The following is a 17,716-nucleotide window of genomic DNA, read 5'->3' on the forward strand; positions in this document are numbered from 1 at the left end:
ATCACCCGTTTACAAGTTGTTCAATGAAAAATTCTAGATGACCGGAAGGTTGATGAGGAATTGGCCATTTAACTGCCTTGGCAGCAAGTCCTTTAATTGCAACTGCTGCTGGAGAGCTCGGAAATAAATCCACGATTGCTCTTTGTCTACGAGAGGACTTACGCATGTTTTCGTCAAATGGTACTGTGGCCACTAATTCCAATGCTACATCAAGAAAACGGTCTGTAACTTTTGAAAGTTTAGCAAATAATTCTTGCCCTTCACGCATACTGCGGACCATATTGGCAACTATTTTAAAACGATAAACGCCATGCTCTCTGCTTAAAACTTTGATCAACGCATAAGCATCCGTAATAGAAGTCGGTTCATCACACACAACAACCATCACATCTTGTGCAGCTCGAGAGAAGCTCAGAACCATATCTGAGATACCAGCTGCGGTATCAACAATTAAAACATCAAATTGAGTGTTAAGCTCGCTAAATGCGCGAATAAGTCCAGCATGCTCTGCGGGAGTCAACTCCACCATGCTTTGAGAACCCGAAGTAGCTGGCACAATTTTGATACCAGCGGGACCTTCTACGAGAATCTCATCTAGTTCACATTCACCCGACAACACATGTGAAAGGTTCTTTTCTACTCGGAGCCCTAACATCACATCACAGTTTGCCAAGCCCAAGTCCGCATCTAAAACGAGAACTCGCTGTCCTTGTTGGCCCATAGCGATGGCAGTATTGAGCGAGACATTGGTTTTACCCACCCCACCTTTACCACCGGTCACGGCTATTACTTTTACACCCTGGTTGCTATTTTGACTCATTCTACGCAGGCCACTTGCTTGATCTAAAACTGTGTTAATCATACATTCCTACTGACTCTGACGCTACAGGTACACGTCGAGAGTGCTGTGCTTTTATTCTTTTTAAATACAATTGCTCAGCCTTTTTTACTAGCTTTTGAGCATTTGCTACGCGAATGTCTTCTGGCACTCGCTGACCGTTGGTAAGATACCCTATTGGCAAGCGATTTTGAATCGCTATGCTAATTATCTCACCTAAACTTAGACTTTCATCAAGTTTTGTGAAAATACAGCCACTTAAATTTACTTTTTTGAAGTGTCTTACTGTTTCTTGTAACACATTCATCTGTGCTGTCGCACTCAACACTAAATAGCTACGAATATCTACTCTCGCGCTACGCATAAGTGTATTTAACTGTTCAGTTAAGCGCAAATCTCTTTGACTCATTCCCGCCGTATCTATTAATACTAGACGCTTATTGCGTAAATGATAAAGCACTTCTGCAAGTTCATTTGCATCTTTAACTTGTTTAACCGGACAACCGATGATTCTACCATAGGTAGCTAGTTGCTCGTAAGCGCCAATTCTATAGGTATCGGTGGTTATTAGCGCCACTTTATCTGCACCGTATTTTTGTGCGCCTAATGCCGCTAATTTTGCAACCGTTGTGGTTTTGCCAACACCTGTTGGACCAACCATTGCAAATACGCCACCTTGACGAAGAATATCATTGTTGGTGGTGTGCATTTGGTTAATTACCATATTCAACAGCGCGTCCCAAGCTTCTTTACGAGACACATCATCAGGGATAAAACATGCCATTTGCTCTGCAACGTCTTTGTCTATGCCCATTCCTTCCAGACGATCTACAAGGCACGCACGGGTTGGATCGCGACGAGCCATTTCTTGTTTCATTAGACCAGATACTTGATGTTCAAGTAATTGACGAATAGCGTTCATTTCTTCGCGCATTGCACTCATTTCGTCAGGCTTGGCATTTAACTCAGGTAAATCATCACCAAAACCGTTGTCTAATTCATCAGACTCGATCCACTGCTGTGGTTGCTCAAATCCATCATCATCAAAGTCAAAAGATTGGCGACGAGCTTGCTGTGGCTTCGCTTGGTGCGCCGGCGCAGCAGTTTGTGTTTTACGTTGGCTGCTTAACATTTGCTCTGTATCAATCCCCGACTGGGAGAACATAGAAGCAAGTTCTGGTGAGCGAGGACGCGGCGCTTGACGCTCTAGCAATGCCGCTAAGCTATCGGCAACTTGCGCTTGTTTTGCTGGCTGTGCTTGGCGAGGCTCTGGACGGACAAAGCGGGTCGGAGCCTCGTTTGAGGCAGTCGCACGGGCAGCTGGAGCTTGCTTAACAGGTGCAGCAGCACGGTCATTATCAACTGCTGCGACGATTTCAACACCATCTGCTAACTTTTTGTTAGACATGATGACAGCATCAGCACCAAGCTCTTCTTTTACTTCATTTAAAGCCGTACGCATATCTTTTGCGAAGAAACGTTTAATTTTCATGTTACAGCCCCTTTATCCTCTATTGTCCAACCGAGCTCACTATCTTAATTTGTCTTTCTTCCGGCACTTCTTGATATGACATCACTCGAAGACCTGGAATTGTATGTTTAACAAATCGAGACAGTACACTTCTTAACATACCTGAGGTTAATAAGATGGACGGCTCCCCTAGCATTTCTTGGTTGTGATGTGCTTCTCTTAATGATTCTTGAAGCCTCTCAGCCAAGCCAGGTTCAATACCTGCCCCCTCATCACCTGCGTTCTGAAGTGACTGATGCAACATCTGTTCCAACTCAGGCGCCAATGTTATGACAGGAATCTCTTCTTCGCTTCCAACGGCATCTTGAACAATCAATCTGCGTAATGAAATTCTTACCGCAGCCGTTAATACATCAGGGTCTTGGCTACGTGGTCCGTACTCAACTAAGGTTTGTACAATCGAGCGCATATCTCGAATTGCAACGCCTTCATTAAGCAGATTTTGTAGTACTTTTACTACGGTAGTGAGTGGTAAAATATCAGGCACTAAGCCTTCAACTAATCTAGGGTGACTTTTCGCAAGCATGTCTAATAGATTTTGAACTTCTTCATGACCAAGCAATAGTGACGCATTATTCGTCAATAATTGACTAATGTGTGTTGCCACCACAGTTGCAGCATCTACTACTGTATAGCCAAGTGAATGCGCTTCATCTTTTTGATCTGGTTTAATCCATACTGCATCTAAGCCAAATGCAGGATCTTTAGTCTCTATGCCTTTAATCGGCCCAAACACCTGCCCTGGGTTAATTGCGAGCTCATCGCCATGCTTCAACTCACCGGTTCCTGAGCCAACTCCCATTAAAGTAATATTGTATGCATTTGGATCTAATTCTAGGTTATCGCGAATATGTACCGGCGGTACTAAAAAGCCCAGTTCCTGAGATAGCTTTTTACGCACCCCTTTAATACGACTGAGAAGCTCCCCGCCTTGGGCTTGGTCAACTAGAGGGATTAGGCGATAACCTACCTCTAAACCAATCACATCAACAGGTTGTACATCATCCCAACCAAGCTCTTTTTGATCTTGTTGATGGCCTCCTTTGGTAGCAGGTCCTTTGGCAGCTTGTTCCGCCTTTTCGATTTCCGCCTTTTTCTTTTGCTGACTTGTGTAATAGGCTATATAGCCAAGTAATACACCTAACCCTAAGAAGGCAACATGTGGCATGCCAGGAACGAGTCCCATGGTGATCAAAATACCTGAAGCAATAGCCAGCGATTTTTCATTACCCAGTTGGTTTTTAAACTGATCGCCCATGTTGTGCGATTCATTTTGACGCGTTACGACAATTGCAGTACCAATTGAGAGTAAAAGAGAAGGAATTTGCGCGACCAGACCGTCACCAATCGTCAGCATGGTATAAACTTCCATCGCGTGACCAAAGCTTAAATCATGCTGGATCATCCCAACGAAAAGGCCACCTATTATATTAATAGCAAGGATCACGATACCTGCGATAGCATCACCTTTAACGAATTTACTTGCACCGTCCATTGAACCGTAAAAATCGGCTTCTCGAGTCACTTCTTCACGGCGAGCCCGGGCGTCATCTGCAGAGATAAAACCGGCATTTAAGTCCGCATCAATGGCCATTTGCTTACCTGGCATAGCATCAAGGGTGAAACGCGCAGACACCTCAGAAATACGGCCCGCACCTTTGGTAATTACGACAAAGTTAATAATAATAAGGATAAGGAATACAACTAAACCGACAGCGTAGTTGCCACCAATAACAACACTACCAAAGGCTTCGATCACCTTACCTGCCGCATCACCACCATTATGACCTTCAAGTAATACGACGCGAGTACTCGCTACGTTTAGTGCCAATCGCATGATAGTCGCGATCAGTAGTACCGCCGGAAACATACCAAATTCAAGTGGCTTCAAGGTATAAACAGTCACCAATAGCACCACAAGTGCCAATGCAATGTTGAAGGAAAATAGAATATCAAGCAAAAAAGGAGGTAGCGGCAGAATAACCATGCCAAGTGCTGCAAGCACCAACAATGGAGTACCCACACCTTTAGCATATTCTTTTTTATCTCGATTGAGTTGTTGTAAAACCGCTTTAAATTCCATAACTTAACACAAGCAAAAAATTGACACATAGCAACAAATGCAATATGCGTTCCAATTAATAGCTTATTTTTATAAGAGCAATTTTAGTGCTTCAAGTCGTCTGGGATTGGTAAATCTCGAGTAAGTGCAACGGGTCTTTTCCCTTTGCCCTTTTGAAAACGATTTAGCTGAAATACATAGGCAAGTACCTGTGCAACCGCGGTAAACAATTGTTCAGGGATTTGATCACCGACTTCGGTTGTATGATAAAGTGAACGAGTCAATACAGGTGACTCCACAATCGGTACTTCATTTCCTTTGGCTATTTTTCTAATTTGCATCGCAAGCTCATCAACCCCTTTTGCAATAACAATAGGCGCCCCCGCTCGTTCAGTATCGTATTTAAGCGCAACCGAATAGTGAGTGGGGTTAGTCACAACAACATCGGCATCGGGTACATCTTGCATCATACGTCGTTGCGACATTTCTCTTTGCGTGCGGCGGATCCGCGCTTTTATTTGCGGATCACCTTCTGAGTTTTTATATTCATCCTTGACTTCCTGTAGCGTCATTTTAAGCTGTTTATGGTGATTGTAGCTTTGATAAGGGGCATCAATCGCTGAAATAATGATCATGGTGCAACTAAGTGCTAAGAACATCCACGCAATGATTTCTAACGCATGCTCTATACTCGATGGGATTTGTTCAATACTCAAGTGCAATATTTCATTAAAATACATATTGATAAGCAAGATTGCAAAACCTGCTACCAATACAAACTTAAGAACTGACTTCAATAACTCAATGGCCGCTTGTGGGCCCAACATTCGCTTCAGTCCCTTCATAGGTGACATTTTACTTGCTTTAGGTGCGGCCGCTTGCCAAGAAAAGTTAAAGCCACCGAGTAACGTATTCCCCACTATTCCAGCAATTGCGATAATAAAAACGAACATAGCCATTGGGAATAACAGCTCAGCGCCAATATCCCCCCACACAGCAAACATTTTGGTTGTATCGTAGGTTTCATTGCGATTAAGCGACAACATTCGCCCCATCACGTTGTAAAGCGCCTTCCCTATACCAGGACCATACATCAGTAAAGCGATAGCAGAAAACAACAAGACAAACGTAGTCCCCAACTCCTTTGAACGGGCTACCTGGCCTTTACTCCTCGCATCACTTATCTTCTTGGAGGTGGGTTCTTCGGTGCGTTCTTGACCTGAATCTTCTGCCATTTCAAACTCCTAAACCGTACAACCAATTAGATCGCACATCAGCTCCGTCATTTTGAGCCATTGAAACTCAAATTGTGCTAAGAAGTTACCCAGTGTCGCCCAAATAATGGTAAGACCTGCAACCAGCGTAAAAGCAAACCCTACAGAGAAAATATTCATCTGAGGTGCAGCTCTGGTCATGATCCCAAACGAGATATTGATAACCAACATTGCCGTTAATGGAGCTAATGCAAGAGCCAGTGCCGTAGAAAACATCCAGCCCCCCCAATTAACGATTCTCCAAAAATTATCTACCACCCACCAATTACCTGCTATGGGAAAGCTTTCGAAGCTATACACTACCATTTGTATCATCATCAGGTGACCGTTATAAACAAAAAACAGTAATGTCGCTAATATTAAATAGAACTGACCAACTGCTGGGACACTTAATCCATTGGCAGGGTCAACAACAGATGCGAAACCAAGACCTGTTTGCATAGCAAGGATTTGACCCGCAATGATAAAAGTATTTAAAAGCAATAGAGAGCCAAAACCAATTGCGACTCCGGTCATCATTTCTTGAATAACAACCAAAATCATCGAAAAGGAGAACAAATCGGTAAATTCTGATTTGGGCAAAACGGGCACCACGGCGAAAGTAACAACCACAGCGAGCGCAAACTTAATTCGAGCCGGCACACTTTGTGCCCCAAGCCCCGCCATTACCATTATCATTGAGCTTATCCGCACCAGTGGAAGTAAAAAATCACTTAGCCACTGCATGATTACCGCAAAGGTGAACTCCATGGCTAACCTGCGATTTCAGGAATTCGCATAACCACGAGGTTAAAATAGTCCATCAGTTCTTGAGTTAACCAATGGCCACCAAAAATAAGGGCCAGAATCGTGATAATTAAACGCGGTAAAAAGCTTAATGTTTGCTCGTTAATTGATGTTGCAGCTTGAAACACAGCAACAACTAAACCAACTAGAAGCCCAGGTACTACAATCGCCGCCACCAGCTTGATGACTAAAAACAATGCATCACTTAAGATATCGACAAAGACTTCTGGTTCCACATTACACCCCCAATCCGAAGCTTCTGGCCAGTGTCCCCATGACCAAACTCCAACCGTCGACGAGCACAAAAAGCATAATCTTAAACGGCAAGGAAACTATCATTGGCGATAACATCATCATACCCATGGCCATCAAGACACTGGCTACAACTAAGTCGACTATCAAAAATGGAATAAAGAACATAAAGCCGATAATAAAAGCCGTTTGCAGCTCAGATGTAACGAAGGCCGGAATAATAACGATAAACGGCGTATCCTCAGGGCTATCAAGCTTGTCATAGCCCGCTATTTTAGCAAAGGTTTCCAGGTCTTTAATTCGGGTTTGTGACAACATGAAAGCTTTCATGGGTTCTTTGGCACGTTCAAGTGCTTGGATTGATGTGATTTCTTCTTTTATATATGGCTGCACCGCTTCATCATTTATCTGCGAAAATATAGGTGCCATTATAAATAGCGTCAAAAACAACGATAAACCGAGTAAAATTTGATTCGATGGCGATTGCTGTAGACCAATCGCTTGTCTCAAAATCGCAAGTACAACAATTATTCGAGTAAACGAAGTCATCATGATAACAGCGGCTGGAATAAAACTCAGCGCCGTCATAATGGCGAGCACTTGAAGTGTCACTGAGTACTCTTGCGAGCCATCAGGGTTTGTTGTAACGTTTATTGCTTCTATCCCTTCTGCAGAAGCTACCCCAGAAAACAGTAATAAACAGAGTATCAGCAATCTAGTCATGGCTTTTCTTATTTTGGTTATTGGCTACTTGCCCTTTTCCCGTTAAAAACTTTTGTAGCTCATTTGCAAATGGCGTTCGGCTAACATCATCCAGTGGTGTTTCTAGCTGATATAAATAATTGATATTATTTGGTGTTACTCCGAGTAAATGCTGTTTATCATCCAACTCTACAACCAGCAAGCGTTCTTTCGTACCGAGCGATATACTGCGGATCACCTTAAAGTCCTTTTGGTTTACGATGTTGGGATTTAAACGCTTCAGCACAAATGCTAACCCCAGAATAAGTACGATCACCAACACCAAGGACAATCCCATGGAGAGTAGTTCCGAGCTTAACCCCGCAGTACCTGCCCCTACAGAAGACTTAGGTACTACTCCTGAAGTCGTTGCAACGGCAGCACTCGCGTATGAAGCGGAGCCACACAAAGCTACACACCAACCCCAGCGCATTAACGTAGCTTTTTAATACGCTCAACCTGACTAATAACGTCCGTTAAGCGAATACCAAACTTGTCGTTTACTACAACTACTTCACCGTGTGCAATCAACGTACCGTTAACAAGTACATCTAGTGGTTCACCAGCTACTCGATCCAACTCAACAACAGAGCCCTGATTTAGCTGTAATAAGTTACGAATATTAATTTTAGAGCGGCCAACTTCCATCGAAATGGTAACTGGAATGTCTAAAATGGTATCGAGTTTACGTTTTTCATCTGACGATAATGCAGGCGCTGAATCTTTGAGTTCATCTAACTCTGCAACTTCTGGCTCACTGCCACCTTCGGCACCTTCGGCTTCAGCTAGTGCTGCCGCCCATTCGTCCATAGTATCTTGATCATCGCTCATTGGATTACTACCTGATTAAGTTAATTTGTTGTCCATAATTAGTTTCACGATTTTGCATACACAAGCCCGCAACTACCAATCTAAATCCACACCTTCGGAAAGATGCAGATCTTCTTCTAATTCTGCCAGCTCAGCATCTGAATCGAGTTTTTTACCACCTTTGGTAAACACATGAAGCTCAGACTTCACTGACTCTGGCCGTTTAATTTTTTCACTGATCTGTAAAGCAACATTGTCACGAGAACGACCCATTTTAGCTCTAAAGGTTGGCAGCTCTTCTACAAATACGGTGACATGCTCTGGCATTTCCACAGGAATAACATCGCCAGCTTGAAGCTTCATTATTTGTTCAAGCGATAGGTCCACTTCCAGCAACTGGGAGGAAATCTCAACTTCAACATCCATAATTTCATCGCGAAGCGCCTTACTCCAACGCAGATCGGTGTCTTCCGTATCTGATTGCACACCAGCATCGAGTAACTCTCGAATAGGTTCCAACATAGAGTAAGGCAATGAAATATGGAAATCGCCCCCTCCACCATCTAATTCAATATGAAAAGAGCTAATCACTACCACTTCAGTTGGCGATACAATATTCGCCATCGCGGGGTTAACCTCGGAGTCAAGATATTCAAACGACACATCCATAACCGGTGCCCAGGCTTCTTTATAATCTTCAAAGATGATCTTAAGTAGCATCTGTACGATACGACGTTCTGTTGGTGTAAACTCACGCCCCTCGATCTTGGCATGATAACGACCATCTCCACCAAAAAAGTTGTCTACAAGGATAAAAACCAACCGGGCTTCCATGGTTATCAGGCCAGTACCTTTTAGTGGCCTAAAGCGCACCATATTCAAGCTGGTAGGAACGAAAAGAGTATGAATATACTCGCCAAACTTAAGCATTTGCACACCATTGATAGACACTTCAGCGGTGCGGCGCATCATGTTGAAAAGGCTTATCCGCATATGGCGGGCAAATCGTTCATTAACGATTTCAAGCGTCGGCATCCGCCCACGCACAATCCTATCTTGAGACGAAAAGTCATACTGTAAGGCACCAGCGCCTTCGCCGTCACCACTATCACCGATTTCGTCTTCTTCGACTTCATCTACACCATGGAGTAGCGCATCAATTTCGTCTTGGGATAATAAATCGCTCACAAATACTACCTTATTGCATTACAAAGCCAGTAAACAACACACGCTCGATTACTTTGCTACCTTCAACCCCTTCCATCGCAGCTTGGACTTTATCTAGCGCCGTTAAGCGCAAAGTTTCTTTACCTGCACTTGTGCTTAACTCATCAGCGGTAGTCGTTGAAAACACGCTAAGTAAAGTACCTTCAATCAAGGGAATATGCTTCTTTGCTACTTCTTCATTAACATCACCGCGAACCAGCAGCTGAACTTTAATTTGCACAATTCTATCGCGACTTGCACCAGGTACATTGAAAACAAAGGGACGGGGCATGGCAACGTACAGTGCACTCCCCATTTGCGCAGCGCTACCTTGCTCCGCTTTAACTTCGCTTGCTGTCGTTTCTTCTGCTAAGGATTCTTCTGGCGCATCTGAGCCTGAAAATAAGAAAAATCCTGCGACACCGCCAAGCACCAATACCGCAGCGACAATAATGATAATCAGCTTTTTCTTGGAACCACCCGTTTCTTCTATTTCTAAGTCGGTTTCTTCAGCCATAGCAAGCCCTTATGATCTTTATTAATTACAATAATAGCAGGTGTTAGGCATAGTAATCTATTGCAGAATCAGTATTTCTCTTTTGTGATGGTTGTGGATTGTCAGAAACCCCCGATTCATCACCTAGAGTTTGCTGTCCACTCGTATTGCCACCAGCAGTTTGCGACTCTGATTCAGTATTTCCACCTTGCTGATGTGATATTTGGCTGTCACCCAGTTCAATACCCTGCTCAGCTAACATTTCTCTTAGTCTTGGCAGTGATTGCTCTAGCAATTCTTTAGCTTGCTGATTTTGCACCACAATATTCACTTGAGCCTGCTCTGCATCGCTTTTTATTCGAATTTGCATCGCCCCAAGCTCTGGCGGGTCTAAGCGAATCTCAGCTTCCTTATTGTTAAGGTTAAGCATCAACCCTACCCGTTGATGCAGCTCTTTAGCGGCATCTTGACGTGCTATGTTAATCGCCTGTTGAAGATTAGCATCTGTCGCTTGCTTTGTCTGTGTTGTGCTTTGGTTTGTTGGCTGAGACTGTTGAATTTGCTGAACTTCTTTCAGTGTTTGGTTTAGTGAGCTAGTGTCTTGCGATACACTTACAGGACTTGCTTCAGGCTTAACTTGATTTGGTATCGCTGCTGCAGTATTAGCCGATTGACGCTCATTTTTAACCGCCTCTTTCGCGATGCTTGCTTCCGCTTGCATCAGCTTACTATTTTCTTTATCAACTACCTTTTCACTTATTTGCTTTTCTAAGTTCTGTTTTTCTGAACTTTGCTTCTCTACTGGTAACTTTTCATCGCTAGTCAATTTATTCACAGCTATATTTTTTTCAGCACGTTCACCCTCTTTAACTACCACGGCCTGCTGCTCACTATTGTTAGACTTTTCTTGCGCGCTATTTACATTAAAAGACGCTTGGGTAGTATCTTTAACATCCGTAGCAGCTTCTTGCGGGGTGTTTGTTGAAGTTTGTGTTACGACAGAGGATGGCACAAATGCTTTAAATTGCTGTACATTTTCGATATCAACACCTTTACCAATTAATTGAGCTACGGCTTTTTGTACACTTGGTGACGCATCATAAATATCCAGCTTACCAGCCATCACGGCTTTTAATTCTTGTTGTTGCTGTACGGTCAACTTTTCTACCATGGTTTGCACATCTGTAGTGCTTTTTGTACTTACTGCGTTTTTGTCTTTCGCGGTTTGTGTACTCGCCTCAGAAATGATTTGCTTTGTTTCTGATTGCTTAGCTTCAGATGAGGAAACAGATTGAGCAAGCTCTGATTTCTTAGCGGCTAAGAGTTCTTTCTGTTGCGCGGTTTCAGACTCACTTTCAACTTGAGACTCGACTGGCTTATTAGCGCTTGGATCCCGTTTTTCTATGTTTGTATTGGTAACCAAGGCTTGAGTGCTAGTATCCTTTTGCAACTTAGGCTGTAATGTTTGTTCTTTAGCTTCTGAACTGTCATTCAATAACGAAGGTTTAGCAACCTCACCTTCTGAGTCTTGGCTGTCCAAAGAAGTTGCCTGCTGTAATAACGAGGTTGTCTTAGTGCCGGCGTTTTCAGTTTGGCCTTTCCCCCCTCGAATGAGTGGACTGGCTTCGTCTTGTAGCTGCTCCTGAGATAATGCACTATCGCTAGCTACAACCTCTTCATCAGTCAAAGAAGCATTGCCCAATGCTTCTTTGACTGATTGCGCAATTGCTGTTGGGGTTTGGCTCAATGAAGTGCTCTGCTGTTTTGCAGCGTTGATCTGAGCATATAAATCATTATCCGGGGGATCAGGAAGCGGTTTGTCCGCAACTACCAGGCCTTTGTCAGTGTAGCTAACAGTAGAAGTTGGTACTTCCCCTTGCAGCTTAGAGGAAGAGGCTTGTGCTTTACTATCTGACTGCGGAGCATCATCTGATGCTACTTCGCTATCTATTGGCGCATCCAGCTCTGAGGTTACAGGATCTGCAGACTCTTTTACCTGCTTGTTTGCACTCTCTTGCTCGGCTAACTCAGCTATTAAAGCACTAAACCCAGAGCTGTCCTCAGAACCCTCAGCATCTGTCTCTTGGGATTTTTCTTTAATATCAACCTCGTTACTGCCTCGTTGCAGCATGGATGCAAGCATTAGATTCATCTTAAAGCTACCTCATAAAGTGGCAATGTCCTGCCGTTGTAATACACCGTTAAAAACCAACACTATGAATATTCGTGACTTTTACGAGTGAACTACCTAAATAATAAAACGCTAATTATTAGGAAGCATATTTCGAGCCAATTTACCAAGCACGCTCTCTTCGCACAAACTGATTCGTTGCAAACTCATCAAGCATCTTTTGCTCTGCTTTGGCAAGACGAGTTTGCTTCGCGAGGGCTTGCTTCTCGATAAGCTTTTCAATTGCCTTCGTTTTAGCCTGCTGTGCTAGCCATAGCTTGCGGCGTTGTTCAACCACCTGCTTGGCTGTGTTGACCGTTTTTGCTTGCTGATCAATAGCCTGCTCAATCTTATTAATAAAGTTATGGTATTGATTGAAACCGCCACTAGACAGACCAACTTGTGCTTTACTATGAAGCTGCATGCTGTATTCCAGACGGAAATCGTTTAGTCCCGATAACCGTTGTTGGTTTGTTGCTAAGTGCTGCTGCGCTTGAACAAAATTCGCTCGAAGGCTATCTTCTTTGTCTTTTTCTAGCTTAAGCAATAAAGTCAGTTTGTTATTTGCCATTATGCTTGTCCTAGTAGCTTAGCGAGGCCTTGTAAACACTCGTCATAATTGATCACGTCTTTCATGCCTTGCTGAAGGAAGTTATTCACAGCAGGCATCATGTTTATCGCCTGATCTAGCATCTGGTCACTTCCGCGTTGATAAGCACCTAAGGTGATCATGTCTTTATTTTGCTGGTACATTGAATAGACTTGCTTGAGCACTCTGGCTTGCTGCATGTGTGCCTCTGATACCACTTGCGGCATGACTCGACTAATGGACTTTTCAATATCTATCGCTGGGTAATGACCACTATCGGCAAGCTCTCGTGATAACACAATATGACCATCCAAAATAGCTCGCGCGGCATCGGCAATAGGGTCTTGCATATCATCACCTTCACTCAATACCGTAAAAAATGCGGTAATTGAGCCTTGTCCCTCACCACCATTACCTGCGCGCTCAACCAACGCTGGGAGCTTTGCAAACACGGAAGGCGGATACCCTTTTGTGGCTGGCGGCTCGCCTACAGCAAGCGCTATCTCACGTTGTGCCATGGCATAGCGCGTCACCGAATCCAGTAACAACAGTACATTTAACCCTTGATCGCGAAAATACTCCGCAATAGTCACAGCACTCTCACAGCCTTTTAAGCGCATCAGCGGTGAGGCATCGGCGGGAGCGGCAACCACTACGGAGCGGCGTCTACCCTCGACTCCCAAAATCTCATCGATAAATTCTTTCACCTCACGACCGCGCTCACCGACCAAGCCAACGACAATAACATCCGCTTCACTGCCTCGTGTCATCATGCCAAGCAGTACCGATTTACCCACACCACTCCCTGCAAACAGCCCCATACGTTGGCCTTGACCCACTGTCACGATCGAATTTATCGCACGCACGCCTACATCCATTGGTGAGTCGATTGGACGCCTTGCAAGTGGGTTGATTTGCGCTGCGGCAAATTTCAGGTGTTTCTCAGCGTCAATGGCACCAAGGCCATCTAGTGGCCTACCAAGTCCGTCAACCACGCGGCCAAGTAGACCCATTCCGACAGGTAATCCAGCATCCTTAACTTTTGGGATCACTCGCGCTCCAGGAAGGACGCCTGTAATATGGTCGTTTGGCATAAGATAAAGCGTTTCTTGATTGAAACCGATAACTTCTGCATCAATAAAACCGCCCAGCGTCTCGATTTTACATTGACTGCCGACGGGAGCACTTAGCCCCCTAGCTTCAAGGGTGAGGCCAACCACACGGGTGAGGCTGCCAGCAACCGCAACCCCATATGGTTTGATAAATTTCTGATACTTACTGATGCGCTCGCTCATAGCAGCAGATGTCGACATGTTCGCAATTACCTTAGGAAGGCATCGTTATCTTGATTTGATTGCTTCGCTTATCTTGATAACAGTGCAGTATTATTGGTTTATACCGCTATCCTGCAAAAATGATTCCAACACTTCGCTAATACGGTTTTTAAGCGTCATATCAATGGATGACTGTGGTGTTTTCACCTCGCAGCCACCTCTGTCCAACGTCGGCTCTGGAAGTAACTGCCAATGCTGTGATTGTATATGTTCCTCGCCGTACATGGCTTGCACTAAAGCTAAATCTTCGGGGTGCAAATGGATGCGTACTGATTGATCTTTGACAGGCAGCGCGTCCATCGCTTTTTTCAACGCGTTTAAAATGAGCTCAGGCGTGGTCTTGAGCTCTTTAAAAATAACCTGCTCTGCCAATAAATTGACGAGTACAACCAGCTGCTTTTCACACTCATCATCAACCTTTTTCAGTGGCGTTTGCATGCCATCTAAAATAGTGGATAGCGCTTTCATCCTTTCTTCAATGAGAGGTTGTGCTTCCTCAAGCCCCTTTTCTTTACCTATTTCTACGCCTTCTTTATAACCGGCTTCTTTACCTTCAGAAACTCCTTTGTCAAAGCCTTCAATATAGCCTTGTTCGTGGCCTTGCTTTATTCCTTCGTCGTAGGCATCCTGACGGATCTGCTCTAATTCTTCAATGGTCAAAGTAGGGAATTCAGGCTCTTGCGGCTCAGGTTCTGCGCTCACCTCTCTCTTAGTATACAACTCTTCCAACGGCGTACCGAAGGCCGTAGAACGACCTCGGTATTTTTCGGGCTTATCCGTAACATCTGGAATGGGCCAGTTTTCTAATAACTCATCCAGTGCTTCGGTGCTGACTGGGCGGCCTTTATACAACTTTTTATCGACCATGGTTTATAGGAACTCCTCACCACCGCCGCCACCAAGCATAATTTCACCTGAGTCAGCCAAACGTCTAGCCGTTGCCAGAATCTCTTTTTGTGCAGCTTCGACTTCACTGATCCGCACTGGAGGCATAGCCTCAAGGTCATCTTGCATCATCTCAGCAGCACGTTTGGACATATTCTTCATAATCTTTTCTTTTAAAGATTCGTCCGCGCCTTTAATTGCTTTCATCAGTACGTCTTGCTGCACTTCACGCAGTATGGCTTGGATCCCTCTGTCTTCTACATCCATCAAGTTTTCAAACACGAACATGAGGTCTTGAATTTGTTGCGACATTTCTTCGTCATGTTCTCGGATTGAATCCATCAACTGGCCTTCGACATTGGTGTCTAGGTAGTTCATGATATCCGCAGCGGCTTTTAAGCCACCCATCTTCGCCGCTTGTGCACCAGCTTGACCTGCGAACTGTTTCTCCATGATCTCGTTGAGTTCTTGTAGTGCCGCCGGTTGTACTTCTTCTAAGTTTGCAATACGCATAGTTAAATCTAAGCGTACTTTCTCAGGAAACTGAGACAAAATTTCGGCGGATTGCTCAGGCTCGAGATAAGACAATACAATCGTTTGGATCTGCGGGTGCTCGTTGCGGATAATATTGGCAACTTGCTTCGAGTCCATCCACTTCAACGAATCCAACCCTTTTGCACCAGAGCCCATAACGATTTGGTCAATAAGGCTTGCCGCTTTGTCTTCACCAAGTGCTGCGGTTAGCGCCTTCTTAATAAAATCTTCCGATTGGAAACCAATTGTACTAAAACTTTGAATTTGTTCGATAAACAAATTGTGCACAGCTGCAATTTTAGCCTGAGATAGGTCATCCATGGAGGCCATCGCCATACCGACCTTTTGCACTTGCTTCGGCTCTAAGTGTTTCAAAATCTGAGCCGCATCTTCTTCAGTCAAACTAAGCAGTAAGATGGCAGCCTTGTCGACGCCATCTAGCTTGTCAACGTCAAAGGCTGCGGGCAATTGTTTTTGTTCTTGATCAGTCATCTTCTGTCAACCACGCTTTCACAACTTGTGATGAGAGTTCTGGTTCGTTAGCAACTAAGGCACGTACTGCTTTGAGTAAGTCCTCGTCGCCATGTAAGTCTGGCAATTGTAATCTACCGTCAGAAGAGAAGCCAACCGCAGACTCATCGAATTCGTTATTTAGCATATCGAGTGTACTGTCACCTAAATCTACACCACTGGTCAACGCATCTTCATCAAAATCTTCAAGCGTATCATCTGGGTAAATTAGACGCTTAAGCATAGGTCTTACTACCGCTAAGATTAGCACAATGATCACTAAGGTACCTGCTGCAAGACGGATTGTCTTTTGGAACCAATCTTGCTCCCAAAGTGGTATCTCTTGCATTTCAGTGAGATCTTCACGCACGAATGGCACAGTCACTACCTCTAGTGCATCACCTCGCTGCATATCAAAGCCCACACCACCTTGTAGCAAACGACGGATGTTATTTAGCTCTTCTTGCGTACGCGGCGCCATTGCCATGTTACCTTCAGCATCAGGTTTTGCGAGGTAGTCAACGGCCACACTCACACTGATCCGGCGAATAACACCTGTTTGCTGACGTTTATGGCTAATAGTGGTGTCTAATTCATAGTTACGGGTTGCTTCTTTTTGATTACTGCTTGGTGTTGCACTTTGACCATTGCCGCCTTGCCCAGCAACCTCTGGGATATTTGAGTTCACTGGAGGCTGATTAGTCAGCGCACCCGGAATACCGACAGCTAAACCACCAATATTATTTTCTTCATACGTTGTTTCGCTGCGAACCGCAGGTAAATCTGGGTTATAACGTTTTTGCGTTTCTTCAACTGCGCTGAAGTCCATCGTTAAGTCGACCTGCGCGGTAAAGTTACCAAGACCTACAGTTGGGATCAGGATGCTATCAATTTTTTCTAGATATTCTTGTTCACGCTTACGTTCGATTTCATACTCTTTTCTCGAGCGCGCAGCTAAAGAGTCTTGAGAACCAGAGTTGAGTAGACGACCGTTTTGATCGGTGACAGTCACGCGTGAAGGCTCTAGGCCTTGTACCGCTGATGCCACAATGTCTACGATTGAATCAACTTCTTCGCCGCCAAGCGTTTTGCCACGTTTAAGGGTAATAACTACGGTTGCAGAGGGCTTTTTCTCGCGACGTGCAAAGACGTTTTCTTTTGGAATTGCAAGTAACACTTTTGCACGATTTACGTCTTGTAACTCTTCAATTGTTCTCGCAAGTTGTTGCTCACGGCTATGTTTTAAGCGCTCTCTTTCAAGACGTTGGCTAACACCAAAACCCATATCTTGCATCAGAATATCAGTGCCAGAACTCGGAGACTGGGTAAAACCGTCACGCGCCATGCGTAGTTTTATGTCTTGATAGTCCGACTCAGCGACTAAAATGATATTACCATCTAATTGGTATTCAATTTTCTGTTGGTCTAAAAAGTCTAACGTTTCGACGAGTTCTTCTGTTGGGTATTTACCAAGTGGGCGCATATCTGGTTGGCGCGCCCAAATGATAATAAAGATTGCGATTGCTAAACAAATAGCAAGGGCAATAACCAGAGTAACCTGGCGCAACATATCAACACCGCTTAGCGCACTGAAGTAGCCTGATTTTTGCTCTTGTTGCTCATCCGATCCGCTGTCATTATTCAGCGCTGCATCGGAAAGCGTAAGATCTGTTGATTGATTAGTAGCCACGATTACTC

The 17,716-nt window shown here is 44.3% G+C and carries 17 protein-coding genes; all 17 read right to left on the minus strand.

Translation table 11 applies throughout. The annotated features are described in order from the left end of the window. Window position 1 precedes the first annotated feature (1 nt). Complete coding sequence (locus L1271_RS13490; protein ID WP_010606369.1) at window positions 2-862, minus strand: MinD/ParA family protein; 861 nt, start codon at window positions 860-862, stop codon at window positions 2-4. Further along, the gene (gene flhF / locus L1271_RS13495; protein WP_235368049.1) at window positions 855-2,330 is read right to left on the minus strand and encodes a flagellar biosynthesis protein FlhF; all 1,476 of its coding nucleotides are present in this window, start codon (window positions 2,328-2,330) and stop codon (window positions 855-857) included. The genes L1271_RS13490 and flhF overlap by 8 nt, the downstream gene beginning before the upstream one ends. Window positions 2,331-2,349: 19 nt before the next feature. Then, window positions 2,350-4,452, minus strand: coding sequence for a flagellar biosynthesis protein FlhA (gene flhA, locus L1271_RS13500; RefSeq protein WP_102056489.1), 2,103 nt, complete (start codon window positions 4,450-4,452; stop codon window positions 2,350-2,352). Window positions 4,453-4,535: 83 nt separating this feature from the next. Then, on the minus strand, window positions 4,536-5,666 hold the full coding sequence (gene flhB, locus L1271_RS13505; RefSeq protein ID WP_010606366.1) for a flagellar biosynthesis protein FlhB: 1,131 nt from the start codon (window positions 5,664-5,666) through the stop codon (window positions 4,536-4,538). 9 nt (window positions 5,667-5,675) lie between these two features. Next, window positions 5,676-6,455, minus strand: a complete 780-nt coding sequence (fliR, locus tag L1271_RS13510) for a flagellar biosynthetic protein FliR (RefSeq protein ID WP_010606365.1) — start codon at window positions 6,453-6,455, stop codon at window positions 5,676-5,678. A 2-nt stretch (window positions 6,456-6,457) separates the two neighbouring features. Then, window positions 6,458-6,727, minus strand: coding sequence for a flagellar biosynthesis protein FliQ (fliQ, locus tag L1271_RS13515; RefSeq protein ID WP_010369116.1), 270 nt, complete (start codon window positions 6,725-6,727; stop codon window positions 6,458-6,460). A 1-nt stretch (window position 6,728) separates the two neighbouring features. Further along, window positions 6,729-7,466, minus strand: a complete 738-nt coding sequence (gene fliP / locus L1271_RS13520; protein ID WP_010606364.1) for a flagellar type III secretion system pore protein FliP — start codon at window positions 7,464-7,466, stop codon at window positions 6,729-6,731. After that, window positions 7,459-7,917: a flagellar biosynthetic protein FliO gene (gene fliO / locus L1271_RS13525; protein ID WP_102056488.1), complete on the minus strand. Its 459-nt coding sequence runs from the start codon at window positions 7,915-7,917 to the stop codon at window positions 7,459-7,461. Before fliO ends, fliP begins: the two co-directional genes overlap by 8 nt. After that, window positions 7,917-8,315, minus strand: coding sequence for a flagellar motor switch protein FliN (gene fliN / locus L1271_RS13530; RefSeq protein WP_010369124.1), 399 nt, complete (start codon window positions 8,313-8,315; stop codon window positions 7,917-7,919). The genes fliO and fliN overlap by 1 nt, the downstream gene beginning before the upstream one ends. 72 nt (window positions 8,316-8,387) lie before the next feature. Further along, window positions 8,388-9,482 (minus strand): flagellar motor switch protein FliM, encoded by a 1,095-nt coding sequence (gene fliM / locus L1271_RS13535; RefSeq protein ID WP_010606361.1) that lies wholly within the window; start codon window positions 9,480-9,482, stop codon window positions 8,388-8,390. Between the two features lie 10 nt (window positions 9,483-9,492). Continuing rightward, entirely contained in the window at window positions 9,493-10,017 is a 525-nt protein-coding gene (gene fliL / locus L1271_RS13540; protein ID WP_010606360.1) for a flagellar basal body-associated protein FliL, read from the minus strand. Window positions 10,018-10,060: 43 nt separating this feature from the next. Next, window positions 10,061-12,148, minus strand: a complete 2,088-nt coding sequence (locus tag L1271_RS13545) for a flagellar hook-length control protein FliK (RefSeq protein ID WP_235368050.1) — start codon at window positions 12,146-12,148, stop codon at window positions 10,061-10,063. A gap of 142 nt (window positions 12,149-12,290) precedes the next feature. Next, window positions 12,291-12,737 (minus strand): flagellar export protein FliJ, encoded by a 447-nt coding sequence (gene fliJ, locus L1271_RS13550; RefSeq protein ID WP_010606358.1) that lies wholly within the window; start codon window positions 12,735-12,737, stop codon window positions 12,291-12,293. Continuing rightward, window positions 12,737-14,068 carry a flagellar protein export ATPase FliI gene (fliI, locus tag L1271_RS13555; RefSeq protein WP_102056486.1) on the minus strand — a complete coding sequence of 444 codons (1,332 nt, stop codon included), beginning with the start codon at window positions 14,066-14,068 and terminating at the stop codon, window positions 12,737-12,739. Before fliI ends, fliJ begins: the two co-directional genes overlap by 1 nt. 72 nt (window positions 14,069-14,140) lie before the next feature. Further along, window positions 14,141-14,956 carry a flagellar assembly protein FliH gene (fliH, locus tag L1271_RS13560; RefSeq protein ID WP_102056485.1) on the minus strand — a complete coding sequence of 272 codons (816 nt, stop codon included), beginning with the start codon at window positions 14,954-14,956 and terminating at the stop codon, window positions 14,141-14,143. 3 nt (window positions 14,957-14,959) lie between these two features. After that, window positions 14,960-16,000 carry a flagellar motor switch protein FliG gene (fliG, locus tag L1271_RS13565; RefSeq protein ID WP_095728224.1) on the minus strand — a complete coding sequence of 347 codons (1,041 nt, stop codon included), beginning with the start codon at window positions 15,998-16,000 and terminating at the stop codon, window positions 14,960-14,962. Then, complete coding sequence (fliF, locus tag L1271_RS13570) at window positions 15,993-17,711, minus strand: flagellar basal-body MS-ring/collar protein FliF (protein ID WP_086003757.1); 1,719 nt, start codon at window positions 17,709-17,711, stop codon at window positions 15,993-15,995. The genes fliG and fliF overlap by 8 nt, the downstream gene beginning before the upstream one ends. Window positions 17,712-17,716 lie beyond the last annotated feature (5 nt).

The organism is Pseudoalteromonas sp. OF5H-5, from assembly GCF_021530695.1.
In the GTDB taxonomy this organism is placed as follows: domain Bacteria; phylum Pseudomonadota; class Gammaproteobacteria; order Enterobacterales; family Alteromonadaceae; genus Pseudoalteromonas.

What these genes read in the sequence shown, in the direction of transcription:
- L1271_RS13490 (WP_010606369.1), bottom strand. Translation starts at nt 862, where the DNA reads ATGATTAACACAGTTTTAGATCAAGCAAGTGGCCTGCGTAGAATGAGT.
- flhF (WP_235368049.1), bottom strand. Translation starts at nt 2,330, where the DNA reads ATGAAAATTAAACGTTTCTTCGCAAAAGATATGCGTACGGCTTTAAAT.
- flhA (WP_102056489.1), bottom strand. Translation starts at nt 4,452, where the DNA reads ATGGAATTTAAAGCGGTTTTACAACAACTCAATCGAGATAAAAAAGAA.
- flhB (WP_010606366.1), bottom strand. Translation starts at nt 5,666, where the DNA reads ATGGCAGAAGATTCAGGTCAAGAACGCACCGAAGAACCCACCTCCAAG.
- fliR (WP_010606365.1), bottom strand. Translation starts at nt 6,455, where the DNA reads ATGGAGTTCACCTTTGCGGTAATCATGCAGTGGCTAAGTGATTTTTTA.
- fliP (WP_010606364.1), bottom strand. Translation starts at nt 7,466, where the DNA reads ATGACTAGATTGCTGATACTCTGTTTATTACTGTTTTCTGGGGTAGCT.
- fliO (WP_102056488.1), bottom strand. Translation starts at nt 7,917, where the DNA reads ATGCGCTGGGGTTGGTGTGTAGCTTTGTGTGGCTCCGCTTCATACGCG.
- fliN (WP_010369124.1), bottom strand. Translation starts at nt 8,315, where the DNA reads ATGAGCGATGATCAAGATACTATGGACGAATGGGCGGCAGCACTAGCT.
- fliL (WP_010606360.1), bottom strand. Translation starts at nt 10,017, where the DNA reads ATGGCTGAAGAAACCGACTTAGAAATAGAAGAAACGGGTGGTTCCAAG.
- L1271_RS13545 (WP_235368050.1), bottom strand. Translation starts at nt 12,148, where the DNA reads ATGAATCTAATGCTTGCATCCATGCTGCAACGAGGCAGTAACGAGGTT.
- fliJ (WP_010606358.1), bottom strand. Translation starts at nt 12,737, where the DNA reads ATGGCAAATAACAAACTGACTTTATTGCTTAAGCTAGAAAAAGACAAA.
- fliI (WP_102056486.1), bottom strand. Translation starts at nt 14,068, where the DNA reads ATGTCGACATCTGCTGCTATGAGCGAGCGCATCAGTAAGTATCAGAAA.
- fliH (WP_102056485.1), bottom strand. Translation starts at nt 14,956, where the DNA reads ATGGTCGATAAAAAGTTGTATAAAGGCCGCCCAGTCAGCACCGAAGCA.
- fliG (WP_095728224.1), bottom strand. Translation starts at nt 16,000, where the DNA reads ATGACTGATCAAGAACAAAAACAATTGCCCGCAGCCTTTGACGTTGAC.